Source organism: Acidobacteriota bacterium (assembly GCA_039028635.1).
Taxonomy (GTDB): domain Bacteria; phylum Acidobacteriota; class Thermoanaerobaculia; order Multivoradales; family JBCCEF01; genus JBCCEF01.
In genome coordinates, this window is the sequence record JBCCHV010000005.1 from 1 (window position 1) to 25,582 (window position 25,582).

A 25,582-nucleotide genomic window follows, 5' to 3' on the forward strand; every position below is an offset into this window, starting at 1 on the left:
CGCAATCGATACTTTGTTCTTGGTGTCCTGCCCCTACCAGCATTGCTTCTTCTGCTCAAAGTTGTCAATAGGCGAACGACATGTGCGTTCGCTCGAGGGGGGCGCCTTTTAGCCCCCCTGAAACAGACCGCTAGCAGGCGCTGAAGAAGTCGCCAAGCGACTTCTTCAGCAGCCTGCTAGAGGGGGCTAGGCTTGTCGAGCAGGAAGCCCTGGGCGTAGTCCATGCCCATCTCGCGCACCGCCTCGAGGGCCTGCTCGTCCTCCACCCATTCGGCGATGGTGCGCAACCCCATCTCTTTGCCGAGCTGACCGATCGCCGAGACCAGCGCCCGCTCGACCCGCTGGTCGGTCATGTCGCGCACGAACTCGCCGGCGACCTTGAGGTAGTCGACAGGCAGATTCTTGAGATAGGCGAAGGACGACAGGCCGCTGCCGAAGTCGTCGAGAACGAAGCGGCAACCGAGGCCCTGCACCACCGAGATGAAATGCTGCGCCTGGGCGAGATGGGTGACCGCCGCCGTCTCGGTGATCTCGAAGCAGAGCCGCGACAGATCGAGGCCGCAGCGCTCGAGCTCGGCGACCACGAAGGGCAAAAAGCTCTCCTCGCTCAAGGACTGGCCGGAGAGATTGATGCAGAAGCGGGAGTCCTCCGGATAGGCGCCCTCCTCGAAGCGTCGCTCGAGGCTCTCGAGGGCCTTGCTCACCACCCAGCAGTCGATCGAGCGCACCATGCGGTAGCGCTCCGCCGCCGGAATGAAGGCCGCCGGCGAGGCCAGCCCCTGCTCTTCGGTCTGCATGCGGATGAAGATCTCGTAGAGCGGCGAGACGCCCTCGCCGAGGGGCTCGATGCGCTGCCGGTAGAGCCGAAAACGGTCTTCCTCGAAGGCCTTGTGGATGCGCCGAATCCACTGCATCTCGCCGGTGCGGGCGGCCACCAGGCGATCATCCGGCTGGTACTCGCGCACCCGATTGCCACCGGCTTCTTTGGCGGCGTGGCGGGCGGCATCGACGGAGGACAGCACCTGGGCCACGTCGCCACCATCCCGCGTCAGGGTCAGCAAGCCGATGCTGACGGTGAGGTCGAAAACCGAGTCGCGCCAGGCGAAGCGGAAGTCGGCGACCGCTCGGCAGAGGTCTTCGCTCCGCCGCCGCCCCTCCTCCGGCGACAGATTCAGGAACAGCACGCCGAACTCGTCGCTGCCCAAGCGGCCGATGACGGTGCCCGAAGGAGCCGTCGCCACCAGCAGGCGGGCGATCAGCTTGAGGAGCTCGTCACCGGCTTCCGAGCCGGCGGTGTCGTTGACCACCTTGAAGGCGTCGACGTCGAGATGACACAGAGCATGCTCGCTGCCCAGTCGCGCGCTCGCCAGGGCGCGCTCGAGGTGAGCCTCGAACTCGCCGCGATGGATCAGCCCGGTCAGGCCATCGTGACTCGCCAGGTAGGACATGCGGCGCTTGATGCCGCGCAGCTCGCTGACATCGCGAAAAACCACCACGGCGCCGCGCGCCCGGCGGTCGCGATCGCGCACCGGCGACACCGACCCCTGGAGTGAGGTCTCCACCCCCTGGCGATCGAGCAGCAGCGAAAAACCCGGCAGCTCGAGCTGTTGATCGGTCCGCAGACAGGCCCCCACCGGGCTGGGCAACGCCTTGCCGGTGCTCTCGTCGACGAGCGGGAAGACTTCCTCGAGGGAGCGCCCGACGGCTTCCCCGAGGCTCCAGCCGGTCAGCCGGCAAGCCACCGGATTGAGGAAATCCACCCGGCCGCGGGCATCCGTCCGGATCACTCCATCGCCGATCGACGCCAGGGTCACCTGAGCCCGTTCCTTCTCATAGAAGAGCGCTTCTTGGTAGAGCTTCGACTGGGTGATGTTGCGGGCGAACCCCATGAAGCGCTCGACGCGATCGAAGCTGTCGAGCACCACCCGCGCCCGAATGTCGAGCCAGATCTCGGGCTCGCCGAAGCGCAGCTCGACCTCGAGGTCGACGCCGTGGCGCAAGCAGAGACCGACTTGGCGCAACAGCAGTCGCCGGTCCTGGCGATGGACCCGGCGCAGGAACTGACGCATGGTGCGACCGATCTGCTGCCGAGAGAAGCCGAAGATGCGCTCGACGTCGCCCTCGACCAGCAGCTCGCCACCGCGGGTCCGCCACTCCCAGGCGATGTAGCGTGCCGCCCGCTGAGCGAAATCGAGCCGCTGCCGACTCTCCTGGATGCGCTCCTCGACCTCCTTGCGCTCGGTGATGTCGATGGCCGAGGCGAGGGCCGCTCCGGCGCCGCGGAAACGCACTCCCGAAACCGTCAGGTCCACCCAGACGGCGCGGCCCTGTTTGGTCTTGAGCTTGAACTCGAGATGACTCGGCGGCAGCTCGCCGCGCACCCGGGGCGCCAGCCTTTCGCGCGCCAGGGCGGCGAAGTCGTCCTCCGCCAGATCCGTCGCCGACATCTCGAGCAGCTCCTCGGAACCGTAGCCGGTGAGCGCCTCGGCCGCCCGGTTGGCGTACAGGATGCGCTCCATGTCGTAGACGATGATCGCCGCCACGGTGGTTTCGGCGAGGGTCCTGAACCACCCCTCGCTGCCCGCCAGGCGCTCGCGGTGATCGACATCCGACAATAGCCCGACCAGAAGACCACCCTCACCGGTCTCGAAGATCGAGGCGGTGAGCTCGACGAGGCGTTCCGGTTGTGAGGCGAGATTCAGCTCGATGGGAACGCGGGTCGAGTCCGGAGCATCGAGCCAGACCCGCACCGGATCCCGGCTGGCGGCGGCGAAGAGGGACTCGACGGGCTGACCCAAGAGGTCGGATGGCCGCCGACCGACGGCCTCACACAGGGCACCGTTGACCAACAAGAGACGATCTCGACCGACGAAGCAAGGCGCCGGACTCCCTTCTACCAGGCTCTGCAGCCACGGATGCTGTCGTGCAGAAGGTGTCAGATCTGAGATCAAATCGTGGTCTTTCCGAATCACCTCGCCTACGTTGGCCCACTAATTGACGTCCTGCGAAAGGGTTTCATTATACAGACGTCCGCCGCCCCCTGGGCTATCCTCGACCCCCTGCCATGGCATCCCCCCTCGAGCATCCCAAGGTTCGCCGCCGGCTGCGGCGCATCGTCCGCTGGGCCGCCATCGTGCTCGCCGTCGTGCTGGCCGTCAGCGTTGCCGCCGAGCTCGACTGGTCCGAGCTGCGGCAACGCCTCGCCGGCGCCCGGGGCCTGCCGGTCGCCGCCGCCACCCTCTTTCTGATTGCTCGGTTCCTGATCTGGACTTGGCGCTGGCACCTCGGCGTACGGGCCGCCGGCGTCGACGCTCCCTTCGCACCGCTCTTCCCGATGATCCTCGGAGCCGCCGCGGTCAACCACCTGACCCCTGCCGCCAAGCTTCTCGGCGGGCTACTGCGAGCGCGCTATCTCGGCCAGCGAGCGGACCTCTCGACGGCTCGCGCCTACGGCACGGTGCTTTTCGATCAGCTCGCCCACCAGGGCGCGGTCATCTCGCTGACCACCCTCGCCGTCATCGGCACCGTCTACGGCACCGGCCGCCCGAAGCTGGCCTTCGGGTTGGCCCTCCTCGCCCTCCTGATGGCCCTCGGCCTGGGCCTCGCCGCCCCCCGTCTCGGCGACCGCCTGGCGGACTGGACGTCTCGGCGCCAGGATCGCTGGCGGCGCTGGATCGACAAGGGGCGAGAGACCGTCACCACCGTCCGGGCGTTGGCCGACCAGCGACGTCTGGTCGTAGCGGCGCTGCTGCTCGGCCTGCTCTACGCCGCCACCAACGCCGCCGCGCAGTGGCTGTTCTTCGTCGCCGTCGGTCCGGCACCGTCCTATTTCACGGCGTTCGCGGCGGTTGCCCTGGGAACCGCCGCCGGCGCCCTGCTCGGGACTCCGGGTGGGGTCGGAACCACCGAAGCGGCGATCATCGGCACCTACGTCGCCCTCGGCGTCGACGCCAACGACGCCGCCGCCGCGGCGCTCCTCTACCGCGGCCTTCACTATCTGGTGGTGTTCTGCCTCGGCGGCGCCAGCCTCGCCTGGCTCGAGCGCCGGTTGGCCTAGCGGGTTGCTGAACAACTCATCGGCAACCTGCGACCGAGCCCGGAAAGGCTCGGCGCCCCTGAAACAATCAGCTAGCAGCGCTGGAAAATCCGCGGAGCGGACTCTTTCAGCAGCCTGCTAGGTCGACGAATCGCGGAAGCGCAGGTTGGGGTCGACGTGGGCCTGGCGCAGAAAGCGCGCCACCCGCTCGATCACCTGCACCGAGGCCTTCTCCTGCTCGACGGCGGTGGTGAAGAACATCAAGGCGGTGGTGGTCTCGCGCACGTTGCCGTAGGCCGCGATCACCGTCGTCATGGTGCGGGCCAAGGTCTTGAGCTCGGCGGTGCGGCCCTGGCGGCTGTAGAGCATGGCCAGATCGAGGGAGGCGATCGCCGCATCGTAGGGCAGATCGCGCTCGAGAAACCGGTCGCGCACCGACTGGAACAGCTCCTCCGCCTCGTCTTCCCGCCCGAGGCCCGCCGCCAGCATGCCCTTCACCCAGTCCGCATGCACCATGGTGGTGGCGTCGGGGAAACGAGCGTAGTCGTTCTGGCAGCGCTCGAAGAGCTCCTCCGCCTCGCGGTAGCGCCCCAGCTCGGCCAGACAGACGACCAGGTTGTGGCGCACATAGAGAAGCGTCCGGGGATCCTCCTCGGGATCGATTCGCACCAGCGCTTCGGCGAGCGGCTGGACCGCCTCTTCAGGTCGGCCCTGACGAAAAAGAATGTCCCCGAGGGCCGAGTAGGCGCGCGCCGCCCGGCAGTCTTCGCCGAGGGACTCGTAGCGCTGGCAGACCTCGTGAAGGTCCCTTGCCGCCTCGTCGAAACGACCTTGAGACTTGCGCAGCAGGGCCAGGAAGTGAAGGCGAGCCGTGTCTTCGAGCTCGTTGCGACTGCCCACCAGGAGCTCTGCCGAGCGGGCGAAAGCCTCCTCAGCGGCATCATAGTCGCGACACAGGCGCAGAATATTGCCGCGGTAGGCGTGGCCGCGGCCGCGCAGATCGTCGAGCGACCGCTGACCGAAATAGTGCGGATCGAGGTGATCCAGGACGAGCAGACCGAGGGCCACCAAGCGACTGCCGACGAAAGCGTCCTCGAAGCTGGTCTCGCGAGCCTCTTCGAGAATCAGCTCGGCGAGGGCCGGCGAGTGGAAGCGCTCGTCGTTGCGCACCAGGAAGGTGCGCTTGAGCTCGGCCGCGCCGAGCAGTTCCTCGAGGAGCTCTTCACCTTCCGCCAGCTCACGACCGGTGGCCCGCGGCGGCGTCCACCAAGTGCGGTCCCGAGCGACCGGCTCCTCGGGCGGACGGCGCTTGGCCTTCGGCAGACCGAAGCGCAGGATCTTGAGGCCGTCTTCGGCGGCCTGCAGCTCCTTGAGGGCCTGGGCCGCCACCTCGCAGCAGCCCGGGCAGTCGGGGAGGTGCGCGAGCACGCGCTCGCGCCAACCCTCGCCTACAGATCTCACAAAAGCGACGATATCGGATGGATCGGGGTGCTGACTCACTAAAACCCTCCCCTCGCAAGCTTGCTTTTCGGAGACGGCCTCCACCTGGCCAGCCGCTCCGCTCGCGACAATCGAATCACCCAACAAGAGAACCCCACATACACAGCCCCAGCACGAAAAATCCCGCGTCGAGCACCATCCCGTCGTAATCAACCGCGGGCCTTGCTACCAGCGACGCCCTCCACCCGGATCGAGGGTCGGAGCCGGATCGAGACCGCCCCCGGAACCGCTGGGGTCGTTCTGACCATCTCCTCCATCTTCGTCCGGATCATCCTCACGAGGATCGGAATCTGCCGCGGTCATGGCGGTCGGCTCATCGAACAGAGCCGTCAGCCACTCCCACCATCCCAACCACCCGGACGATCGGGCCTCGGCACGGACTTGCTCCGCCTCTGCCGGCGTAGCAGCCCATGCTGGCAACACCATGGTCGCAACGAGCAATACCACAGCGCTCGTCACAACCCCGAGGGTGCGCTTCCGATTGCGGTGAAACAACATAGTGTTCCCCTTTCCGGCGGCACCTTGCAGCGCTCCGAGCGACCGCCGCAGTCCGCCTCACACCCCCAAGGTGAATGCAAACTAGCCGGAGGGGGACAAGATTGCAACATTTACCGAGATACGCCAAGACGTTCACCTGAAGGCCTCAAACATGCGGTAAAAAAGTGAAAACACCAAGAGACTCATCGTTTCTCTCTTGCAGGTACTTTGACCCTTCTCAAGGCATTCGCGCCTACCCCTTCCCGGAATTCAGGGGAGCAGAAGTACGCCGCTAAACCAGGGATACTAAGACGTATATGTTTATGTCTTCGAAGATATCTTCCTGCCGACCGGCGGCAGACCGGCGGGATCTCGGGCCTCTTCTTGACAGCTTCTCGCGAGACGCCTAAAATCGGAATTCGTACCCATTCGGTACGTTATCGTGGTTGCCACAGCGCTCGGTAGGAGCAGCCAAGGCAAGCGCGAGGCCCCCTGAAGCGCGGGGCCCGAGGCGGCACCGATATAGCGAGCCCGGCTCGCTCCCAATGACAACTCGGACCTCCCGCAAGAACCGCCATCGCGGTTTTTTCTGGCGCCCGACCCGATACTGATGATTCGCATCACCAAGCAGACCGACTACGGCATCGTCCTCGCCTCCCACCTCGCCACGGAACCGGGCCGTCGCTTCAATGCAGCGGTGCTTTCCGAGGAGACCGGGCTGCCGCTCCCCATGGTCAGCAAAATTCTCAAGCTGCTGGCCCGAGAGGGTGTCCTGACCTCCCATCGCGGAGTCCATGGCGGCTATTGCTTGGCGCGACCGGCCTCGGAGATCCGCATTTCGGAGGTGATAGCGACGCTCGAGGGTCCGATCGCGATCACCGAATGCATCGATGACAGTCCGGGCGTCTGCTCGCAGGAGGCGACCTGCCCGATGCGCAGCAACTGGCAGGTGATCAACGCCGCCATCCGCTCGGCCCTCGACCAGATCACGTTGGCGGAAATGGCTCGCCCTCTGGCCACCGACCCGTCGGGAGCCACCGAAAAGCTGGTAAGCCTGAATCCCGGCGAGTTCCAAAGACCCGCCACCCCCTGAGCCCACGGACCTGTTCTACGGTCCTCGGCGACGGGCCTCCCACCGACGGGATCGCCCGCGCCGGGAATTGAAGACCACGGAAGGTAAGGAAGAAGATGACCACACCCGACGACTCCACGGCTCTGCTCGAAGAGTACGCCAACCGTGACTACGAATTCGGCTTCGTCACCGACATCGAACAGGAAACGGTGCCGCCGGGCCTCGATGAGGGCACCGTGCGCTGGATCTCCGCCAAAAAGGAAGAGCCCGAGTGGCTCACCAAGTGGCGACTGCGCGCCTTCCGCCACTGGCAGACCCTGAAAGAGCCCACCTGGGCCAACGTGCGTTACGAGCCGGTCGACTACCAGGCGATTTCCTACTACGCCGCCCCCAAGAGCAAGAGCGACGGCCCGAAGAGCCTCGATGAGGTGGACCCGGAGCTCCTCGCCACCTACGAGAAGCTCGGCATCCCGCTCAAGGAGCAGGAGATGCTCGCCGGCGTCGCCGTCGATGCGGTGTTCGACAGCGTCTCCGTGGCCACCACCTTCAAGGACAAGCTCAAGGATCTCGGCATCGTCTTCTGCTCCTTTTCGGAGGCGGTCAAGGACCATCCGGAGCTGGTTCGGCGATATCTCGGCTCGGTGGTGCCCTACACCGACAACTACTTCGCCACCCTCAACTCGGCGGTCTACTCGGACGGCTCCTTCGTCTACGTGCCCAAGGGCGTCCGCTGCCCGATGGAGCTGTCGACCTACTTCCGCATCAACGCCATGAATACGGGGCAGTTCGAGCGCACCCTGATCATCGCCGACGAGGGCTCCTACGTCAGCTATCTCGAGGGCTGCACCGCGCCGATGCGGGACGAGAATCAGCTGCACGCGGCGGTGGTCGAGCTGGTCGCCCTGGGGGACGCCCAGATCAAGTACTCGACGGTGCAGAACTGGTACCCCGGCGACCTCAAGACCGGCAAGGGCGGCATCTACAACTTCGTCACCAAACGCGGCAAGTGCGTCGGTCGCGGCTCGAAGATCTCCTGGACCCAGGTCGAAACCGGCTCGGCGGTCACCTGGAAGTACCCCAGCGTCATCCTGCAGGGCGACGACTCCGTCGGTGAGTTCTACTCGGTCGCCCTATCGAAGGGACGCCAGCAGGCCGACACCGGCACCAAGATGATCCACCTCGGCAAGAACACCAAGAGCACCATCGTCGCCAAGGGGATTTCCGCCGGCGAGGGTCAAAACACCTATCGCGGTGCGGTTCGCATCCTCAAGGGGGCCGAGAACGCCCACAACTTCTCGCAGTGCGACTCGATGCTGATCGGTGATCGTTGCGGCGCCCACACCTTCCCCTACATCGACGTCCAGAACCCGACAGCCCGCATGGAGCACGAGGCCAGTACCTCGAAGATCGGCGAGGATCAGATCTTCTACTGCAACTCCCGCGGCATCGACACCGAAGACGCCGTGTCGATGATCGTCAACGGCTTCTGCAAAGACGTCTTCCAGGAGCTCCCCATGGAGTTCGCCGTCGAAGCCCGCAAACTGCTCGAAATCAATCTCGAGGGCAGCGTCGGCTGACCGCCGCGAGTCCTTTGTCTCATCAGTTGGGAGAGAAGCACACCATGACCATCCTCGACATCAAGAATCTTCACGCCGGCGTCGACGACAAGGCGATTCTGCAGGGCATCGACCTCACCCTCGGGCCCGGCGAGGTGCATGCCATCATGGGGCCCAACGGCTCCGGCAAGAGCACCCTGGCACAGGTCCTCGCTGGCCGCGAGGACTACGAAGTCACCGACGGTGACGTGCTGTTCAATGGCCAAGACCTCCTCGACCTCGACCCCGAAGAGCGTGCCCGAGAAGGACTCTTCCTGGCCTTTCAGTACCCGGTGGAAATTCCTGGTGTCAGCAACACCTACTTCCTGAAGGCAGCCCTCAACGCCATCCGCAAGCATCGCGGTGAAGACGAGATCGACGCCGTTGACTTCCTCAAACTGGTGCGCGAGAAGATGAAGCTCGTCGAAATGGACGAGTCACTCCTCAACCGGCCGGTCAACGAGGGCTTCTCCGGGGGCGAGAAAAAGCGCAACGAGATCTTCCACATGTCGGTTCTCGAGCCCTCCCTGGCAGTGCTCGACGAAACCGATTCCGGGCTCGACATCGACGCCTTGCGGATCGTTGCCGACGGCGTCAACGCGATGCGCGGCAACGACCGCGCCTTCCTCGTCATCACCCACTATCAGCGCCTGCTCGACTACATCGTGCCGGATATCGTGCACGTGATGGTGAACGGTCGGATCGTGCGCAGCGGTGGCAAAGAGCTCGCTCTGGAGCTGGAAGAGCGGGGTTACTCGGCCTTCGAGCGCGAGCGCGCCATGGTGGGCACCTAGCATCATGACCACCACCATGCTGCAGGAGCCGGTGGCTCCCTACCGGGTCGACTTCGAAGCCTACCGAGAGACTCTGCGCGAACCCGATAGCCTGTTCACGCTGCGCCAGAGCGCCCTCGAGCGCTTCGAGCAGGACGGCTTTCCGACCTTGCGCACCGAGGGCTGGCGCTTCACCGACATCGCTCCCATCCGCGACGGCGTCTTCCGCCGCTCGACCGCCGCCACCGCCGGCGATCACGCCGCCGTGGCCGCCGACGCACTGGCCCCCTTCGTCTTCGACGACGCCATTCGCCTGGTCTTCGTCGACGGCTTCTGGGCTCCCGGCCTGTCACAGCTCGAGGCCCTTCCGGAAGGCGCCTACGTCGGCAGCCTGGCGCAGGCCATCGCGGAGATGCCGGAGCAGGTGCTGCCCCATCTCGGAGCCCACGCCAACCACGAGGGTCACCCCTTCGTGGCCATGAACACCGCCTTCTTCGGCGACGGCGCCTTCGTTTCGCTGCCCGCCCACGCGGTGCTCGAGAAGCCCGTCCACCTGCTCTACGTGTCCACCGACACGGCGGACCCGGAGGCCACCGTCTCCTATCCGCGCAACCTGCTGGTGGGTGGCGAGAACAGCCAGATGACGGTGGTCGAAACCTATGCCGGCCTCGGCCCCGGACGCTACTTCTCGTGCTCCGCCACGGAAGTGGTGGCGGCGCCCCACGCGGTGATCGACCACTACAAGGTGCAGCACGAGAGCCACGAAGCCTTCCATCTCGCCACCCTGCAGATCTACCAGCAGCGGGCGAGCAACTTCTTCTCCCACTCGGTGTCGACGGGCGGCGCCATCACCCGCAACGACGTCAACGCCGTGCTCGACGACGAGGGCATCGAGTGCACCCTGAACGGTCTCTATCTGGCGAAGGGCACGCAGCTGGTCGACAACCACATGCGGATGGACCACGCCAAGCCCAACTGCAATAGCTACGAGCTCTACAAGGGCATTCTCGACGGGCGTTCGCGGGCCGTTTTCAACGGCCTGATCTACGTCCACCAAGACGCTCAGAAGACCGACGCCAAGCAGTCGAACCGCAATCTGCTGCTCTCCGAGGGGGCGATCGCCAATTCCCAACCGCAGCTCGAGATCTTCGCCGACGACGTGCGCTGCACTCACGGCTCGACGGTCGGCCAGCTCGACGAGGAGGCGGTCTTCTACCTGCGCTCGCGGGGGATCGGCGAGGAGGCGGCCAACAGCCTGCTGACCTACGCCTTCGCCAGCGACATCGTCAGCCGGATCAAGGTCGAGCCGGTGCGGCGCGACCTCGAGGAATTCCTGTTCACCCGCCTGCCGCGCGGCGAGGTGGTGCGACAGGCCGTATGAGCGGCGCCGCCGGAGTGACCACGCCGCCCGCCGGCCAGGCCGCGACCTTCGACATCGACCAGGTCCGTCGGGACTTTCCGTTCCTCGAAGCTCCGGCCCGCCCGGGCGGCGACTCACCGACGGTGTTCTTGGACAGCGCCGCGAGCGCTCAGAAATCGCGGCAGGTGCTGGCGGCAATCCAGGACTTCTACTCCGGCAGCTACGCCAACATCCATCGCGGCGTTTACGACCTGGCGGCGCGCGCCGACGCCGCCTACGAAGGCGCCCGCGACACAGTGCAGCGCTTCCTCGGCGCTGACCGACGGGAAGAGATCGTTTTCCTGCGCGGCGCCACCGAAGCCATCAACCTGGTGGCCCAGAGCTTCCTCGCGCCTCGTCTCGCCGCCGGCGACGAGGTGGTGGTGACGGAGCTCGAGCACCACTCCAACTGGGTGCCCTGGCAGGTCGCCTGCGAGCGCGCCGGCGCCACCTTGCGAGTCGCCCCGGTGGCCGATGACGGCCACCTGCAACTCGACGAGCTCACCGCCCTGCTCCAGCGGCAGCCCCGCCTGCTGGCCGTGACCCACGTCTCGAACGCCCTCGGCACCATCGTGCCAATCGCCGAGATCGTGGCCCTGGCCCAGCGGCACGGCGTCCCGGTGCTGATCGACGGCGCCCAGGCCGTGCCCCACTTCGCCGTCGACGTCGCCGCCCTCGACTGCGACTTCTATGTCTTCTCCAGCCACAAGCTCTTCGGCCCCACCGGCACCGGAGTTCTCTACGGCCGTCATCAGCACCTGAAGGAGATGGCGCCCTACCAGACCGGCGGTGGCATGATCGCCGCCGTCTCGGCCGACCGCACCACCTTCGCCGCTCCCCCGGCGCGCTTCGAGGCTGGAACCCCGGACATCGCCGGTGCCGTCGGTCTCGGCGCCGCCATCGACTACCTGCAGAGCTTCGACGCCAGCGCCCTGCGAGCGCACGAAGACGACCTCCTGCACTATGCCAGCGAGCGCCTCGCCGAAATCCCCGGGCTCACCATCCTGGGCGGCGGTGAGCCCAGGACCGCGGTACTCTCCTGGACTATGGATGGAGTCCATGCCCACGACGTCGGCACCATCTTGGCGAGCCGCGGTATTGCGGTACGAGCCGGACACCATTGCGCCCAACCGCTGATGGCGCGCTTCGGCGTCGCCGCCACCACGCGGGCTTCCTTCGCCCTCTACAACCACCGCAATGAGGTCGACGCCCTGGTCGAAGGCCTGCAGGCGGTGCACGAGATCTTCGGCCGATGAGCGACCTGCGCGAGCTTTACCAAGAGGTCATCCTCGACCACAACCGACGTCCCCGGAACTTCGGTTCGCTGGAGGACGCCACCGCCCAGGCCCACGGCCACAACCCACTGTGCGGTGACGAGGTGGACGTCTCTCTGCGAGTCGCCGACGGCGTCGTCGAGAAGGTCGCCTTCGAAGGCATTGGCTGCGCCATCTCGACCGCCTCCGCCTCGCTGATGACGGAAGCCATCCAGGGCCGAGCCCTCGCCGAGGTGCAGGCCCTGTTCACGGATTTTCACCAGCTCATGATCGGCGACGCCCCGGCCGACCCCGATGCCCTCGGCAAGCTCGTCGCCCTCGAGGGAGTGCGGGAGTTCCCCATGCGAGTCAAATGCGCCACCCTCGCCTGGCACACCCTGCAATCGGCCCTCGCCTCGACCAAGGAACCCGTGCCATGACCGAAGAGCAAAAGCCCCAAGCGTCCGAGACCGAGCCGGCTGCCGAAGCCGCCAGCGAAGGCCTCGAAGAACAAGTCGTCGCCGCCGTCAAGACCATCTTCGACCCCGAGATTCCGGTCAACATCTACGAGCTCGGACTGATCTACGACATCGCCATCGGCGATGGCAACAAGGTCGACGTCAAGATGACCCTCACCTCTCCGGCTTGTCCCGTTGCCGGCAGCCTGCCCGGCGAGGTGCGCGACAAGATCCTCTCGATCGAGGACGTCGCCGACGCCGAGGTCGAAGTGGTCTGGGATCCGGTGTGGAATCCCAGCATGATGTCCGAAGCCGCCCGCCTGCAGCTCGGCATGTTCTAGGCAGCTATTCGACGCCTGGCGGACTTCGAGATCGACGAGGACCTTCGACGCACCGCGACACTTCCCGGCGCTGTCTACTCGGACCCCACAGTCTCGGACCGGCTCCGCGAGCGCCTCTTCACTCGGGCGTGGCATTTCCAGGCGGCAGCGATCGCCTCCGAGCTCCCGGCCAGGCCCTCCCAGTCTTCCTCGGCGAAGGCCTCCTCGACGAGCCTCTGGTGCTCACCCGAGGTTCGTCAGGATCAGCTCCACCGCCATTCGAAGGTCTCCACATCCCCTACGTCCCCCCGGACCTCTCCGGCGCCCTCGACTTCGAGGTCTCCAGAACCGAACTTTTTCCCCGGTGCAACGTACAAGTCGGCACGGCCGGCGCCGGAGAAGAGACTTCGATCTACCACCAGAATCCCCGCACGCCTGACAGCGCATCGCGCGCCTATGGCTTTTAGCTCTTCCCGAACACCATGCTCAACGGATACCCCTGGGGTACCACCGTCAAGGTCGTGCGGCCTCTGGGCCCTCTTCGTCTCCGGGTCTCGTTCCTAAGCTACGTGCGCGATCCCTCTCGCCTCGACCGCGGAGCCGGAACCGCCCTCGATCGGGTCGAACGCGAAGACGAAGTCATCGTCGAAAGCATCCAGGCGGGCACCCTCTGCCGCCGAGGTCACACTTCTCCGCCCCGCGAGCAAGGGGTTCGCCCTTTTTCATCGCCTATTGGCGAGATACCTGACCTGAGTTGAGTTCGAACGGACGGAGAAAACCATGAAAGCACTGTTTCCGCGGGTTGCCTTGGCTCTTTTCGTCTCGAGCCTCGCGGCTCCAGATGTCGTCTCGGCCATCATCATTCGCCACGATCGAGAGGACGCGCGGTATCTCGAGCTCGCCAAAACTTACTCTCAGGTCGTTCGCATGCAGGCCCCGGGAGAGATTCCAGATGGCGTGGGCACTCTCGTCGCCCCCCAATGGGTCGTCACCGCAGCCCACATCGCCACCCTCCTCGAGCCCGGGCACATCGTCAAGGTGGCAGGTCGCGATTTCGAGATCGCGGCCATCTTCATCCATCCGTCCTGGAACGACGGACCCCACGACATCGCCCTGGTTCGGCTCGAATCCGAGGTTCCCGAAAGCCACCCGGCACTTCTCTACAGAAAGCGCGACGAGATAGGTCAGCTCATCACGGTCGTGGGCGATGGCGACAAGGGCGACGGACGGACGGGACCAGTGGGCAACGACGGTCGAATGCGAGCCGCCACCAATCGCATCGACGAGGCCAGCGATTTCTGGCTCAAGTTCGTCTTCCGAGACGGCCCCAGGGCGACAGATCTCGAGGGAATCAGCGGACCTGGAGATAGCGGTGGACCAGCCTTTGTCGAGCATCGGGGTGACCTCTATGTCGTCGGAGTCGGTTCGGGTCAGAGTACTCGCGCCACCCAAGGGCGAGAAGGTCTCTACGGAGTCACCGAGTACTACACGCGGGTCTCCTCGTACCTCAAGTGGCTAGACGACACGATGAGGTCTCCAGGCGCCCAAGGGGCAGCTCCTCCAGTCCAGGAGACTCCGTAAGGAACCTGTCCGTTCTCGCCCGATGTCGCGAGCCGGCCCTCAACAGGTGTCAACCAACTGATAACCGCTGTATCTCCGGTGTCCGGACGCGATTTCCCGTCCTCGACGGACAGCCAGTCCGCCTGCGGCACCCTCTCGGCCCCACAGCCCCCTAAACCGCGCCTTGCGAACTTGGGGAGCAACCCAGGCTTGGGAGTAAGATCCACCTCCAAGGTCAGGATCCACGACCCCGGAGGTGAGGCGGATGCACTTCGAGATCCATCCGGACATTCGGCAGGCCTCGACCCTGCCCGGCTCCTTCTACTCGGACCACACCGTCCACGAGCAGCTCAAGGAGCGGCTCTTCCCGCGCTGTTGGCATTTCCTCGGCGACTCGGATCGCCTGCGGGCGCCGGGACAGACCCAGCCGGTCACCCTCGCCGAAGGCCTCCTCGACGAGCCCCTGGTCCTGACCCGCGACCGCCAGGACCAGCTTCACTGCCTGTCGAACGTCTGCACCCACCGCGCCAACCTGGTGGTGGAAAGCGAAGGCGTCGCCCGCCAACTGCGCTGCCGCTACCACGGCCGCCGCTTCCAGCTCGACGGCCGCTTCCTCTCCATGCCCGAGTTCCAGGACGCCGTCGACTTCCCCGGCGATTGCGACCACCTTCCGAAGCTGCCCCTCGAAAGCTGGGGGAAGTTCCTCTTCACCTCGCTCGATCCGGGCCATTCATTCCAAGAGCTGATCGCCCCGGTCGAAGAGCGCGTCGGCTGGCTTCCCCTCGCCGAGATGAAGTTCGACGCCGGCCGCTCGCGCGACTACCTGGTGCAGGCCAACTGGGCCCTCTACTGCGACAACTACCTCGAGGGCTTCCACATCCCCTACGTCCACCCCGGCCTCGCCGGTGTCCTCGACTACGGCAGCTACACCTCCGAGCTCTTTCCTTGGTGCAACCTCCAACTCGGCGTCGCCGCCGACGGTGAAGACGCCTTCGACCTGCCTTCGGGCTCGCCGGATGCCGGTCAGCGCATCGCCGCTTACTACTTCTGGCTCTTCCCCAACACCATGCTCAACGTCTATCCCTGGGGGATTTCCGTCAACGTCGTCCGGCCCCTCGGGCCCCATCGCACCCGAGTCAGCTTCCTCAGCTACGTCCACGACCCCGACCGCCTCACCCACGGAGCCGGCGCCGCCCTCGACCGCGTCGAGCGCGAAGACGAAGTCATCGTCGAAAGCGTCCAGCGCGGCACCCGCTCCCGCCTCTACCAGCGCGGCCGCTACTCACCCCAACGGGAGCAAGGCGTCCACCACTTCCATCGGCTGCTGGCGGAGGGGTTGGAGTAGGCCGAGGCGGCATCTCTGTGAGGGAAGCCCCTACAGCACTGCGGGGTACCTGAGGACCGCCGGCTCGGTGTCCTACGACCCCTGCTCCGAAGGACTGGTTTCTCGCTCGGGGACAACAAGCTCCACCTCTCCTCCAGCGGGGAGGGTATCGCTAACGCAGGTCGGTTGCTCCTGGCGCCAATCCCTCCGGGTCGTCGCCGCAGCAAGGTAGTCCGCCTCGGTCATGACGCATGCGGTGTAAAGCCCTGGTGCCATCCTGGGAATTTCGAGGCTCTTGCTACCAAGCTGCCACGTCACACCATGGCCCCGAGACCATTGCCATAGCCTCTGCTGAGACAGTGGGATGCCATCCTGGAGAATCACGACCTGGCCTCGCTCGCGGCTCGAGGAGGAGTCAACCTCTCCTTCGAAGCGGATGAAGAGACGTCCCCATTCTGCGGAGACCTCGAACGTCAGGTCTTCGGAAAAGGGAACGCTCCTGGCCTGAAGGCCGTGCCCGGGCGCACTGACGATCGCGTGGAGTTGTTGGGCATCGGCTCGCAGGCGAGCGTCGAAGTAGCCGGATAGATCTGTCCTGGCCGAGTCTCCAGACGCGGCGAGGAATGGTTGGACCACTTCGAGATCAACAGAGGCTCCCGGCACGGGACTACCCTTCTCGGAAACCACGCGGCCACGAATTGCCTGCTTGCTGTGCAGCACGAGCTCCGCCGGCCCCCAGGGAGTCCCCTCGACGACCGAGGCCATCACGCTGTCACTCGACCTCTCGTCATCGCCAGCGCCCTTCCGGGCGGCCACCGAAACCGCCCCCTCGCGAAACGCCCGGAGCCGGAACTCACCATCCTCCTCGGAGCGCCCTGAGGCCCTCGCGTCCGAACCCCGCAAGAACACCTGCGCTTCCGCCACAGGGCGTCCTTGTTCATCGACCACCCGACCGAAGACCTCCGTCTCCGGAAGCACAATGTCGAGATCCGCCTCGCCCTTCGAATCTGCGCGAACCTCGACCCGGTCGCGCAGCCCCTCCAACTCCAACTCCGGAACGTCGACCTCGATATCCCACCATCCATCCTCTGGAAGTACCCCGATGAAAGCCCCGTCTCGGTCTGTCGGCGTGTGGGCGCGAGAGATCCCGGACCGACCACCAAACCAGATCGTGCCTTCCACGGGCTCTTCGCCATAGAGCAACTCCCCGCGGACTATCACGAGATCGAGAGTGACCGCGATACGAGGGTCGGCAGCGGTCACCATGACATCGGGTCGCCCAAACATCTGGTTCCCCAGGGAGTCCTGCACCTTGACGAGGAATGTTCCTGGCGCTTGGTTCTCGAGCACCGTGCGCCCTTGAGCCAAGGCTCCACGAAACGCGGAGTCTCCGTCGGCTGAGCCAGAGAGGTCCGACATGCGAGAGACAGAAACCTGCCACGGCTTGCCGCGCCAGTCCTCCGGGGGTTCGACCAGGACCTCGATTTCGAGAGGGCGGTAGAGAGTGATGGGCGCCTTCAGACGTACTTCGGCCGAGTCCCAAACTTCCAGCGGAAACTCTCTCGCCTCCACGAATCCTGGATGAGCAACCTCCAGAACGTAGGCTCCGGAAGCGAGTCCTGCAAGCTGGAAGAATCCATCCCCCTGCAAGGGCACCTCGAGCACCGGCTTCGCCAGCCGTTGCGCCAACCCAGTATCGGCTCCACGAGGAACGAAGGGGAAGAGCCTAGCGGAACCTTCCGAGGTTAGAAGTTCGCCGTCAATCGACTCGGCTCGACCAACCAGAGATCCCCCTTCTTTCAAGTCGAAGGGGGCAAAATGCACCACCGAGGCTGGCTTGACCTCGACCCCGAACTCATACATCGGGACGTAGCCCGCAACCCGAAACTCGGCATCTAGCAATCCCGCGGGCACGTCACAGGACCACTTATCCTCCTCCACGGGGCAGCGCGCTCGAGAGGTAGGAACCGCACCCGATCGCAGGGGCTCCGGCGAGGAGAAGCGGATTTCGAGACTGCTCGGTAGTTTGCCCTTGCCGTCGAGCAGTTTCAGCGTGCCCGAGAGTCGCCCCGCCGGCCGAGTGAGAAAGTGGAGCTGCGTGTCTCCCGAGGCCTCGAAGGACTGCCTGCGACTTCGAGACAGGCCTCCCATGAGGTTTCCGCCGGAAGCACCAAGGAGGCCAACCCCAAGTCATCGAACGCGACCTCGCGAGTCTCAGGTTCCTCGCCAAGAAGCCGAAGCTGCACCAATCCGAGGGCCTCGGCCTCACCCTCAACACGCTCACCTGACAGAGAGACGTGAACGTCCGAGGCTTCCATGGACGGCACCGCCAGCCCCAGGAGCAGAAACGGGGCAGCCAGGCCGACAGCGAGCGATCTCGTCATCCTGGGCAATACCCGTTGCAGTCTGGCTCCTCCGTCTCTTCGACCTCGACGAGGAGGCAGGCACCGCCGCTGGTTACACAGAGGACGCCATGCATGTCACGAATGTTCTCGCAGTAGATCCCGTCGCCCGTTCCGTAATTCGAAGCGGACTGGCACTTGGTGTCACAGGGGCCGAACCAACCGGAGCAGTTTGAGTTGTCTGGAACGCAGTTGAAACAGCCAACCATCCTGGCTCCATGTGCCGCCCAAACGCCACCGAAACCTAGCAGAACAGTGAGAACCAGAATGGCTCTCCGGCACGAAAATCGGTCCGTTAGTCGAGCGTCGCCCTGGCCCGCGCCACCATACATGTCCCGCTCGTGGCCGGTGAGCCTCATCCGCTCGCTCGACCCGTTGGGCACGGACTCTTCCCCAAACGGGAAGTAGGTATGAAGCCCCGCACTGCGCCCGTCGGCCTTGGTGATGAGCCTCGGGGTGCCGAGATGGTCGAGGTGGAAGAACCTCCATCCCTCGGCCGGCCTCCAGGAAGCCAGCAGCTGACCGTCCCGATGGATGTGGTCTTCCCGGTGGTTCCAGGTGCCGGCGGAGCCTCCGACGGTACCCCATGTGCGCAGCACCTAGCCGCCGAGGTCGCGCAGGGTCCAGGTCTCTTCGATCGGGCTTTCGGCCCAGTGGAGGGTGTTGATGCGCTCGTCGTCGGCGGTGTAGAGGTAGTAGTCCTCGATGGCGCCGTCGCCGCTCTCCTTGGACCTCAGCTTCGACAAGGCGTCCCAGGTGTAGGTGTAGCCGGTGGTGCCGGAGCCGAAGTGGAGCTGATTGCCAGCGGCGTCGCAGCCGGCCCCGGTCCAGCGATTGGCGGCCTCCCTGACCACCGGTCCAATCCTTGACAGCCTTCAGGAACCGCCACCATAAGAGCCCCGCAAGAGCTTTTCCTTCCAATAGTCCTGGAGAAGAGCGAAACTCAAGAGCGGTTCGACTAGTCGTCCCACTGGAAAACGGTCTCAGTTCCCGCCTCGAACGGAAGATCATCATCAGGATGGAGAAGCCAGCAAACTTGGTAGAGGGTTGGCCAATCTCGAAGACGTCTCCAAGTGAAATCGACCCTTTCAACCTGTCGATCGAGTGGACCGGTCCAAAGGCGAAATCCTTCGACATACATCTCTCCAATCACCACCGCATTCTCCTCCAAAAGAGAACCCAGCAGATCGAGAACGGCTCCCCTAATATCTTCCTGAGACTCAGAATACCCCAGCTCTTGACGCACCGATTCGACCAGATCCCAAAAGCCGAATTCGCGTTCCTCGTCGACTTCACTTGTAACTGCCACAAAAATTCGCTTCTTTTGACTCTTTGAGAGTAGCATCGGCTATTGGCGGAGGGGTTGGAGTAGCGATCCAGAGCGATCAACCCAACATAGCTACGCAAAAATAAGCCGATGCAATCACAAAGAGGACAGCCGCGAACATTAGGTGTGGCCTATCACCTCAATATCGGCACGGCACCCATAGAGGACTCATGGCGGAAGACGACCAGCGTCTCCGTCCCGAGAATAGCTAGCCGGCAGTAGGTCACTCTCGGTCTCCATCGGAATGTCGTCACCGGCGGGAAAGAAGCAGCAGACATCATCGATCGATGGCCAATCTTCAAGAAGTCTCCACGCGAACCGAATTCGTTCCACGTGAATATTGAAGTCTCCAGGCCAGACCCGAAAACCACTCTCATAGAGATTTCCGACCTGCATCTTCTTGGATGCCAAGAGCTCTCGTAAAACTCTCAGAGTCGCCTCCTGTATCGATGCTTTCGACTCGCGGCGACCCAGAAGATCCCTAATATCCTCTACCAGAACGTAGAACTGCATCTCTCTGGCCTCTTCCAGAAAAATCATCCACTCGGACTCAAGAACTTCAGACTGCTCTACTGTAAGTCGCACCGTGCTACTCCTAATTTTCCAGGAACTTTATCTTTCTGACTTTCAAGCCTGGAAGGTCCAAGTTGATTGTGGAATGACCTGATGCAGACCTGGACTTAGCTCGATAGCTGACAGTTGCGCCCGGAGCCAGCTTCACCGTAACTCGCCCTGGCCCCCGAGAGACGACAGAGCCACCTCTCGACAGTCGCCCGAACAACTTCTGTGCAGCCTTCTCACCACCCGGCAAAAATCTAATCTTCTTACTGGATCCGGCCACCCCAATGAGCCGCCCTGCCGGCCTTACGATCGCGGTAGCCCTGGAGATCGTTGCCTGCTCCGCCAAAGTAAACCCTGTAACGAGCGCGCCAGCAGCCACCGCCGAGGGAGCCTCCACGGCAGCATCTCTAAAGAGCTGCAGCCTCTCGGACGGTAAGGCGCTGGAGTCGATGCCCTCGGCCTCGAGCTCTGCTGCCATGGAGCCGGGATCCGGTTGATCCGCTTCGTCCTCCGGATTTTCGTCGCCCTCGAGGTACTCGCCAAGGGCTGCCTGAAAGAACAAGGCAATCTCATCGACTGCACGCTGGAAGGCATTTCGCCCCTGCTTCGAAGCCGGCAGCAGGCCATCGGGATCAACCCACTTGAGGGGGTTATTGAGAGCGTAGGTGTAGCGATTCAGGGACTGGGGGTTCTTGAGGCTCCCTCCCACGGGGTCGACACTGAGAAACCTGCCGTTGAGGGGTGAGCAGTACCTGGCGTGCATGTAGTCAAGGTCGTCATCTTGGCCAGGTGTTCCGTGATGATCGCGTTCGTGGCCGGTGAATTTGAGCCTCTCCTCGAGGTGGACGGTGCCGAGCTCTTCTCCGAAGGGAAAGAAGACCGAGAGACGCGGAATCTGTCCATTGGCATTGACCGAGAGCCGTGGCGTTCCGAGGTGGTCGAGAAGCTGGAGGCGGACTCCCTCCTGCGGCCGCCACGAGGCCAGCAGACTGCCTTCACGGTAAATGTAGTCCTCGTGGTGGGTCCAGGCCCCGCTGGAGCCGCCGACGTTGGTCCATGTGCGGAGTACCTGCCCATCGAGGTCGCGCACGGTCCAGGTTTCCTCGATCGGCTGAACGGCATTGCGGAAGGTACAGATGCGCTCGTCATCGGCGGTGTACAGGTAGAGATCGTCCTGAGTGCCGTTGTTGCGGCGAGCGCGCTTCATCTTGGAGAGAGAGTCCCACTCGTAAGCGAAGCCCTGAGTGCCGACACCCCAGTTGAGCTGATTGCCCGCCGCGTCGTAGCCGGCCCCGGTCAAGCGATTGGTGACCTCACTGGCCACCGGGGTCCGAGTCGAGGTCGAGCCGCCCGAGGTGGTGGTGATCGATCCGAGATTGCCGAAACGGTCGTAACCGTAAGTCTGCCGATCGCCTCCCCCGAGCACCCCTTCCACCAAACGACTGACCGAGTCGTAGCGATAGCGCTCGTCACCGAGGGCCTTGACATTGCCGGCACCGTCATACTGATAACTCAGCCCATCGGCGGAAGCTCCAGGTGCGAGCGCAAGCCCGGGATCGGCCAGACCGTTGAAACGTACGCCCACCGACCGCGGTCGCCGCATCCCCCAGGGATCGCGGGCCTGAAAATAGGTGATGCCGCCGCTATGGGCCACTTCCTGAAGCATGCCGTTGTCATGATACGAAACCGTCGCCTGCACGCCCGGGTAGCCGCCGACAGCGGTCAGGCTCCCCTGGACGTAGGTGGAGGTGGCGGCACGCACGGAGTCGGAGCCGGCGCAGGGGAAAAAGGTGCAGCGGGGAAAGGTCACCTGACGCAAGTTGCCGAGATCGTCCCAGGTCCACCCTTGAGTGAAGGACTGCAGCGAAGACAGGGCCGTGCGCCGAGAGCTGACCCGCCCGCCGAGCCCACCATAGGCGTAGGTCTCGGTCACCGAGACGTCGATCTCGGGACCATTCGGGTTCCAGGGAGGCACGAACCAGTTGTGACGGGTGGCCGTCTTGGTCTTGCCCTTCGAACGGTCTAGCGAGTTGGTGCCGATTCCATAGGTGAATGTCTTGAGGAATCGCCGTAGTCCGGCGCTCTCTCGAATCGACAGCAGACGCTCGGCGCGGTCGAAGTCGAACTCGAGATCGAAGGCACCGGCCGCCGCCCCCACCCACTGCCGGTGGGCATGGCCGCGCGCATCGTACTCCCGGTAGAAAAGCGTGCCGTTGCCGGAAAAGCCCAGCTCGGGATGGGTTTCCGAAAGGAGAAATCCTCGACCGTCATACTGAAAGCGGCGCACCTGGTGACCACCGGTGCGGGGCGTCCGCGCTTCGATCAGGCGATCGGCGGCATCGTAGAAGTAGCTCGTCGTGACCTCCGCCCCAGCGTTCCCGGAGGGCTCTTCCACCGCCGTCAAACGCCCATACCGGTCGTAGGTCTCGGTGGTGGTCGAAGGCGTCTCGGCGCCATTCGTCCCGGTGGCTACCTCGACCGTACGGGCCAAGGTTCGGATGCCCTGATAGGTGAACCGAATCGGATTGCCGTCCGGCAAGGTGAGGGTCCGCGGCCTGCCGAAGGGGTCATAGCCGGAGTACACGGTTCGAGGATAGGACGATCCGTGGTCACTGGTTCGGCGGGAGGACTGGGACCGCTTCCAACCGTTCGGGTAGTAGGCCGTCTCGACCTCGCTCCAAACACCATCGGGCAGAAGCTCGCGGTCCTGCCAGACGCGTCCCCAGGGATCGAAAAAGGTATGGCGCTGGGCCAGGGTGGCACCGCTCGTCTGCCCATTGGGCCGATGGATCACCTTCACCTGGCCAGCCCGGCTCGGCAGGGATCGCAGATAGTCGATCTCGATCCAGGCTCCCTGACCCGCCGTCGGCTGAATCGCCGTCAGCCGACCGAGAGCGTCATAGGAGTAGTCGGTTCGGACGCCTGCCGGATCCTTGGAATGCCGCACCAATCCGGTGGAGGCATCGATTCCCTGATCCAGCGTGAAGAAGTGCTCCGCCCCTGTCAGCGCACTGCCATTGCCCTTCCGATACTCGCTGCGTGAGCGCTGCCCGTGTTGATATTGATGCTTGATCCAGTAGACCGCTGCGGCCGGCACGCCGAGGCCACACACCGGATTGAAGACTCCCACCGATTGCAGATCGCCGCCGTAGAAGCGCTCCGCCGTCACCTTGCCGAAACTGTCTTTGTTGCGCACCACCACCACATCGTCAGTGCCACGAGTCGTTCCTGCGAGTTGGCGAGAGCGACGCAAGAAGCCCGTGCCGGCATCGAAGCAGTATTCGGCCTTGACCTCGGAAGCACCCTGCCTCACCGAGGTGTCCGTGAAGGTACCCAAAACCCAAGGGGAAGTGGTCGGCCAAGGGCTATAGCTGTGGCCTGGTAGGGGGTTGTTGCTGAAGGCGTCGTAGCTGTAAGTGCCGCGGCTCGGGTTGTAGGCCGAGGTCACCGTACGGGCCGGCCCCAGGGAGGACGAACCACCGGTGGTCACCACCCGGTAGTGGCCGAGGCCATCGAAATCGGAGGACGCGACGTCGGTGGTGCGATTGCCATCGGCCTCGTAGACCGTGCGTTGCCTTTCGAGACGGCGGTTGGAGTCGTACCAATCGCTGGTGTAGCGCACGTTGCCGAAGGGTTTGAGCTTGTCGCGGCCGTAGTTCACGTAAATCGAGCGCCGCAGAGTGCCGCTACCGGCCCGGCCATCCCAGATCTCTTGCGACAGGAACCGGCCACCGTGAGACCTACCTCGCCGGTAGGGCAGGCCATACTCCCAGGCAGTCGGATCATTCGGAAACATAGGCTTCTCGGTGAAGTGGTGCACCGTGTCGTCTCCGGCCGGCGAGGTCACCGTGATCTGACGCCCGAAGTCGCCGTTGAGCTGGTTGCGGCTCTGGCGATAGGTCCAGGTGCAATCCTGAGTGCCGAGGTCGAAATCGAAACACTGTCCGTTGCTGTCGAGAACCCGCTTGGTCTCGACCGCCAAGGTTTCTTGGTCGGCCAGACTTTCCGGCACGTGTGGGGCTCTCGAGAGCAAGGTGAAGTTCTGATAGGTCCACTCGATCAGACCACGAGTCGGGGCCCGCAACTGCCGGATCGCCCCCGGCAAAGAAGCGATGGTCGTCCCGAGCTGATTGCAGGAGCTGTAATAACTCGGCATCTCCCAGGAGGAGCCGTCCGGGAGATCGATGCGGGTCAACAGGTCGACCATCGCGTTCGGCCCCGTCGGGTCGCTGTGACCGTCGGGATAGGGAATCTGATCGTCCTCGCAATGGCGCTCGATGGCCGTCTCCTGATAATGGAAGTTGTAAATCGCCCGAGAGCCACCAAAGGCCTGCAAGTTGACCGACTTCACCCGCCATTGCTGGGTCATCGGCGAACGCTCGAAGTCGACCGTATGCTCCCGGCCCAGCCGATCTTCCAGCTCCCAGTCTGAGCCTGCCAGGTCGACCTTCACCCAGTTGCCTTGGCGATCTTCCATCCGCGTCAGCCGCCAGCGGCCGTTGGCCTCGTGCTCGAAAGTTCGGATCGTGCCATCGGGAAACTCGACCCGACGGGTCACCCCTTGGGCACTCAGCCGAAGGTAGGAGTTGTCGCGGCTGTAGAGAAAACCGGTGCCGATAGTCTCCCCGACGTGAAGCGACTGGTAGAAAGCGCTCTCCGAGCCGTCCGCTCCGACAAAGCGCCAGGGGCCCGGGGCATAGGTGTAGTTGGGCGACAGCAAGGCCCCACCGAGCGACAGGGTCCAGCCCAGACCGGCATTGCTTTGCCGATTCGGATAGACCTCTGTCAATTCAAAGTCGCCGATTCGGCGGGTCTCCAGATCCCACACCTTGGCGTTGTAGGACAGCGTCAGGCCATAGGAGAAGCCGCCCGCCACCGGCGTTTCTGAGCCGATCGGCAAGGCCAGAATCAAGTTGCCGTTGAACAACGCCACGGAGTCGATGCCGGAGTAGTCGTAGACCTTCTCCGCCGAAAAGCCTCGAGCCTCGATCGGATCCTGCTGGGCAAAGGCCAGCAGCGGGACCCACAATACGGCGAGGAGAACCAGCCACCGAAGCTTCATCGCTCACCTCCCGCCGCCACCGTCTGAGGCACGGTCGTCGCCGTGATCGCGAGCGACTCCGAGTCGACCACGAACACGACGTCACCGCCTGCGAATCCGAGGCCGCGCTCCTGCGCACCGAGGAGACGATGCAGGCGCGAGGGCTCGATCTGGACCCGAGCGTTGGCCTTGCCATCGCCGTCCGCCGACCCGCCGTCACCGACCGTCCCCACCGAAACCCGCGCCTTGTCCCCGGGGCGAATCCACATCACCTCCAGCGTGCGGCGAGCGAGCACCAGCTCCGAGCCATCGCCGGCAAACGCCGACAACGGAACCGTCAAGGGGTCCAGATCCGGCAACTCTCGAATCACCCACGCACCCGACGAGAGATCCGCCGAAGCCCAGACCGAAAGTTCCGGAAGGTCCTCCACGCTATCCAGCGAGACTTCGCCGTCCTGGTCATCGTCCCGCAGCGTCAATGACC

At 64.3% G+C, this 25,582-nt stretch carries 20 protein-coding genes; 11 read left to right on the plus strand and 9 right to left on the minus strand.

Annotated features, from left to right (window positions below):
* Nucleotides 1–176: 176 nt before the first annotated feature.
* On the minus strand, nt 177–2,852 hold the full coding sequence (locus tag AAF604_03280) for an EAL domain-containing protein (GenBank protein MEM7048649.1): 2,676 nt from the start codon (nt 2,850–2,852) through the stop codon (nt 177–179).
* A gap of 212 nt (nt 2,853–3,064) precedes the next feature.
* Here AAF604_03280 and AAF604_03285 point away from each other — a divergent pair, with 212 nt between their 5' ends.
* A complete protein-coding gene (locus AAF604_03285) occupies nt 3,065–4,057 on the plus strand; it encodes a lysylphosphatidylglycerol synthase transmembrane domain-containing protein (protein MEM7048650.1) in 993 nt (330 codons plus the stop codon).
* 117 nt (nt 4,058–4,174) lie between these two features.
* On the opposite strand, the gene AAF604_03290 is transcribed toward AAF604_03285, so the two are convergent.
* On the minus strand, nt 4,175–5,464 hold the full coding sequence (locus AAF604_03290) for a tetratricopeptide repeat protein (protein MEM7048651.1): 1,290 nt from the start codon (nt 5,462–5,464) through the stop codon (nt 4,175–4,177).
* Nucleotides 5,465–5,701: 237 nt separating this feature from the next.
* Nucleotides 5,702–5,839, minus strand: a complete 138-nt coding sequence (locus AAF604_03295; GenBank protein ID MEM7048652.1) for a hypothetical protein — start codon at nt 5,837–5,839, stop codon at nt 5,702–5,704.
* A gap of 784 nt (nt 5,840–6,623) precedes the next feature.
* Between AAF604_03295 and AAF604_03300 the strand changes: the two genes are divergently transcribed.
* The 10 genes from AAF604_03300 to AAF604_03345 all read left to right on the plus strand — a co-directional run bounded on the left by AAF604_03300 (nt 6,624) and on the right by AAF604_03345 (nt 15,788).
* On the plus strand, nt 6,624–7,106 hold the full coding sequence (locus tag AAF604_03300; protein ID MEM7048653.1) for an SUF system Fe-S cluster assembly regulator: 483 nt from the start codon (nt 6,624–6,626) through the stop codon (nt 7,104–7,106).
* Nucleotides 7,107–7,201: 95 nt separating this feature from the next.
* Entirely contained in the window at nt 7,202–8,662 is a 1,461-nt protein-coding gene (sufB, locus tag AAF604_03305) for a Fe-S cluster assembly protein SufB (GenBank protein MEM7048654.1), read from the plus strand.
* 50 nt (nt 8,663–8,712) lie between these two features.
* Nucleotides 8,713–9,474: a Fe-S cluster assembly ATPase SufC gene (sufC, locus tag AAF604_03310; protein ID MEM7048655.1), complete on the plus strand. Its 762-nt coding sequence runs from the start codon at nt 8,713–8,715 to the stop codon at nt 9,472–9,474.
* Between the two features lie 4 nt (nt 9,475–9,478).
* Entirely contained in the window at nt 9,479–10,834 is a 1,356-nt protein-coding gene (sufD, locus tag AAF604_03315; protein MEM7048656.1) for a Fe-S cluster assembly protein SufD, read from the plus strand.
* A gap of 14 nt (nt 10,835–10,848) precedes the next feature.
* Nucleotides 10,849–12,108 carry a SufS family cysteine desulfurase gene (locus tag AAF604_03320; GenBank protein ID MEM7048657.1) on the plus strand — a complete coding sequence of 420 codons (1,260 nt, stop codon included), beginning with the start codon at nt 10,849–10,851 and terminating at the stop codon, nt 12,106–12,108.
* Nucleotides 12,105–12,545 carry a Fe-S cluster assembly sulfur transfer protein SufU gene (sufU, locus tag AAF604_03325; protein MEM7048658.1) on the plus strand — a complete coding sequence of 147 codons (441 nt, stop codon included), beginning with the start codon at nt 12,105–12,107 and terminating at the stop codon, nt 12,543–12,545. Before AAF604_03320 ends, sufU begins: the two co-directional genes overlap by 4 nt.
* Nucleotides 12,542–12,904 (plus strand): SUF system Fe-S cluster assembly protein, encoded by a 363-nt coding sequence (locus AAF604_03330; GenBank protein ID MEM7048659.1) that lies wholly within the window; start codon nt 12,542–12,544, stop codon nt 12,902–12,904. The genes sufU and AAF604_03330 overlap by 4 nt, the downstream gene beginning before the upstream one ends.
* Nucleotides 12,905–13,365: 461 nt before the next feature.
* Entirely contained in the window at nt 13,366–13,641 is a 276-nt protein-coding gene (locus tag AAF604_03335) for a hypothetical protein (GenBank protein MEM7048660.1), read from the plus strand.
* 22 nt (nt 13,642–13,663) lie between these two features.
* Nucleotides 13,664–14,464, plus strand: coding sequence for a trypsin-like serine protease (locus tag AAF604_03340; GenBank protein MEM7048661.1), 801 nt, complete (start codon nt 13,664–13,666; stop codon nt 14,462–14,464).
* Between the two features lie 244 nt (nt 14,465–14,708).
* On the plus strand, nt 14,709–15,788 hold the full coding sequence (locus AAF604_03345) for an aromatic ring-hydroxylating dioxygenase subunit alpha (GenBank protein MEM7048662.1): 1,080 nt from the start codon (nt 14,709–14,711) through the stop codon (nt 15,786–15,788).
* Nucleotides 15,789–15,860: 72 nt separating this feature from the next.
* Here the strand turns inward: AAF604_03345 and AAF604_03350 are convergent, their stop codons facing one another.
* From AAF604_03350 to AAF604_03375, 6 genes are all read right to left on the minus strand, one after another.
* Nucleotides 15,861–17,708: a carboxypeptidase-like regulatory domain-containing protein gene (locus tag AAF604_03350; protein ID MEM7048663.1), complete on the minus strand. Its 1,848-nt coding sequence runs from the start codon at nt 17,706–17,708 to the stop codon at nt 15,861–15,863.
* Nucleotides 17,709–18,768: 1,060 nt separating this feature from the next.
* Nucleotides 18,769–19,023, minus strand: a complete 255-nt coding sequence (locus AAF604_03355) for a hypothetical protein (protein MEM7048664.1) — start codon at nt 19,021–19,023, stop codon at nt 18,769–18,771.
* 104 nt (nt 19,024–19,127) lie between these two features.
* Nucleotides 19,128–19,478, minus strand: coding sequence for a hypothetical protein (locus AAF604_03360; protein ID MEM7048665.1), 351 nt, complete (start codon nt 19,476–19,478; stop codon nt 19,128–19,130).
* Between the two features lie 186 nt (nt 19,479–19,664).
* Nucleotides 19,665–20,081, minus strand: coding sequence for a hypothetical protein (locus AAF604_03365; protein MEM7048666.1), 417 nt, complete (start codon nt 20,079–20,081; stop codon nt 19,665–19,667).
* Nucleotides 20,082–20,091: 10 nt separating this feature from the next.
* The gene (locus tag AAF604_03370; protein MEM7048667.1) at nt 20,092–25,119 is read right to left on the minus strand and encodes an RHS repeat-associated core domain-containing protein; all 5,028 of its coding nucleotides are present in this window, start codon (nt 25,117–25,119) and stop codon (nt 20,092–20,094) included.
* On the minus strand, nt 25,116–25,469 hold the full coding sequence (locus tag AAF604_03375; GenBank protein MEM7048668.1) for a hypothetical protein: 354 nt from the start codon (nt 25,467–25,469) through the stop codon (nt 25,116–25,118). The genes AAF604_03370 and AAF604_03375 overlap by 4 nt, the downstream gene beginning before the upstream one ends.
* Between the last annotated feature and the right edge of the window lie 113 nt (nt 25,470–25,582).

What these genes read in the sequence shown, in the direction of transcription:
- AAF604_03285 (MEM7048650.1), top strand. Translation starts at nt 3,065, where the DNA reads ATGGCATCCCCCCTCGAGCATCCCAAGGTTCGCCGCCGGCTGCGGCGC.
- AAF604_03295 (MEM7048652.1), bottom strand. Translation starts at nt 5,839, where the DNA reads ATGACCGCGGCAGATTCCGATCCTCGTGAGGATGATCCGGACGAAGAT.
- AAF604_03300 (MEM7048653.1), top strand. Translation starts at nt 6,624, where the DNA reads ATGATTCGCATCACCAAGCAGACCGACTACGGCATCGTCCTCGCCTCC.
- sufB (MEM7048654.1), top strand. Translation starts at nt 7,202, where the DNA reads ATGACCACACCCGACGACTCCACGGCTCTGCTCGAAGAGTACGCCAAC.
- sufD (MEM7048656.1), top strand. Translation starts at nt 9,479, where the DNA reads ATGACCACCACCATGCTGCAGGAGCCGGTGGCTCCCTACCGGGTCGAC.
- sufU (MEM7048658.1), top strand. Translation starts at nt 12,105, where the DNA reads ATGAGCGACCTGCGCGAGCTTTACCAAGAGGTCATCCTCGACCACAAC.
- AAF604_03330 (MEM7048659.1), top strand. Translation starts at nt 12,542, where the DNA reads ATGACCGAAGAGCAAAAGCCCCAAGCGTCCGAGACCGAGCCGGCTGCC.
- AAF604_03335 (MEM7048660.1), top strand. Translation starts at nt 13,366, where the DNA reads ATGCTCAACGGATACCCCTGGGGTACCACCGTCAAGGTCGTGCGGCCT.
- AAF604_03340 (MEM7048661.1), top strand. Translation starts at nt 13,664, where the DNA reads ATGAAAGCACTGTTTCCGCGGGTTGCCTTGGCTCTTTTCGTCTCGAGC.
- AAF604_03345 (MEM7048662.1), top strand. Translation starts at nt 14,709, where the DNA reads ATGCACTTCGAGATCCATCCGGACATTCGGCAGGCCTCGACCCTGCCC.
- AAF604_03370 (MEM7048667.1), bottom strand. Translation starts at nt 25,119, where the DNA reads ATGAAGCTTCGGTGGCTGGTTCTCCTCGCCGTATTGTGGGTCCCGCTG.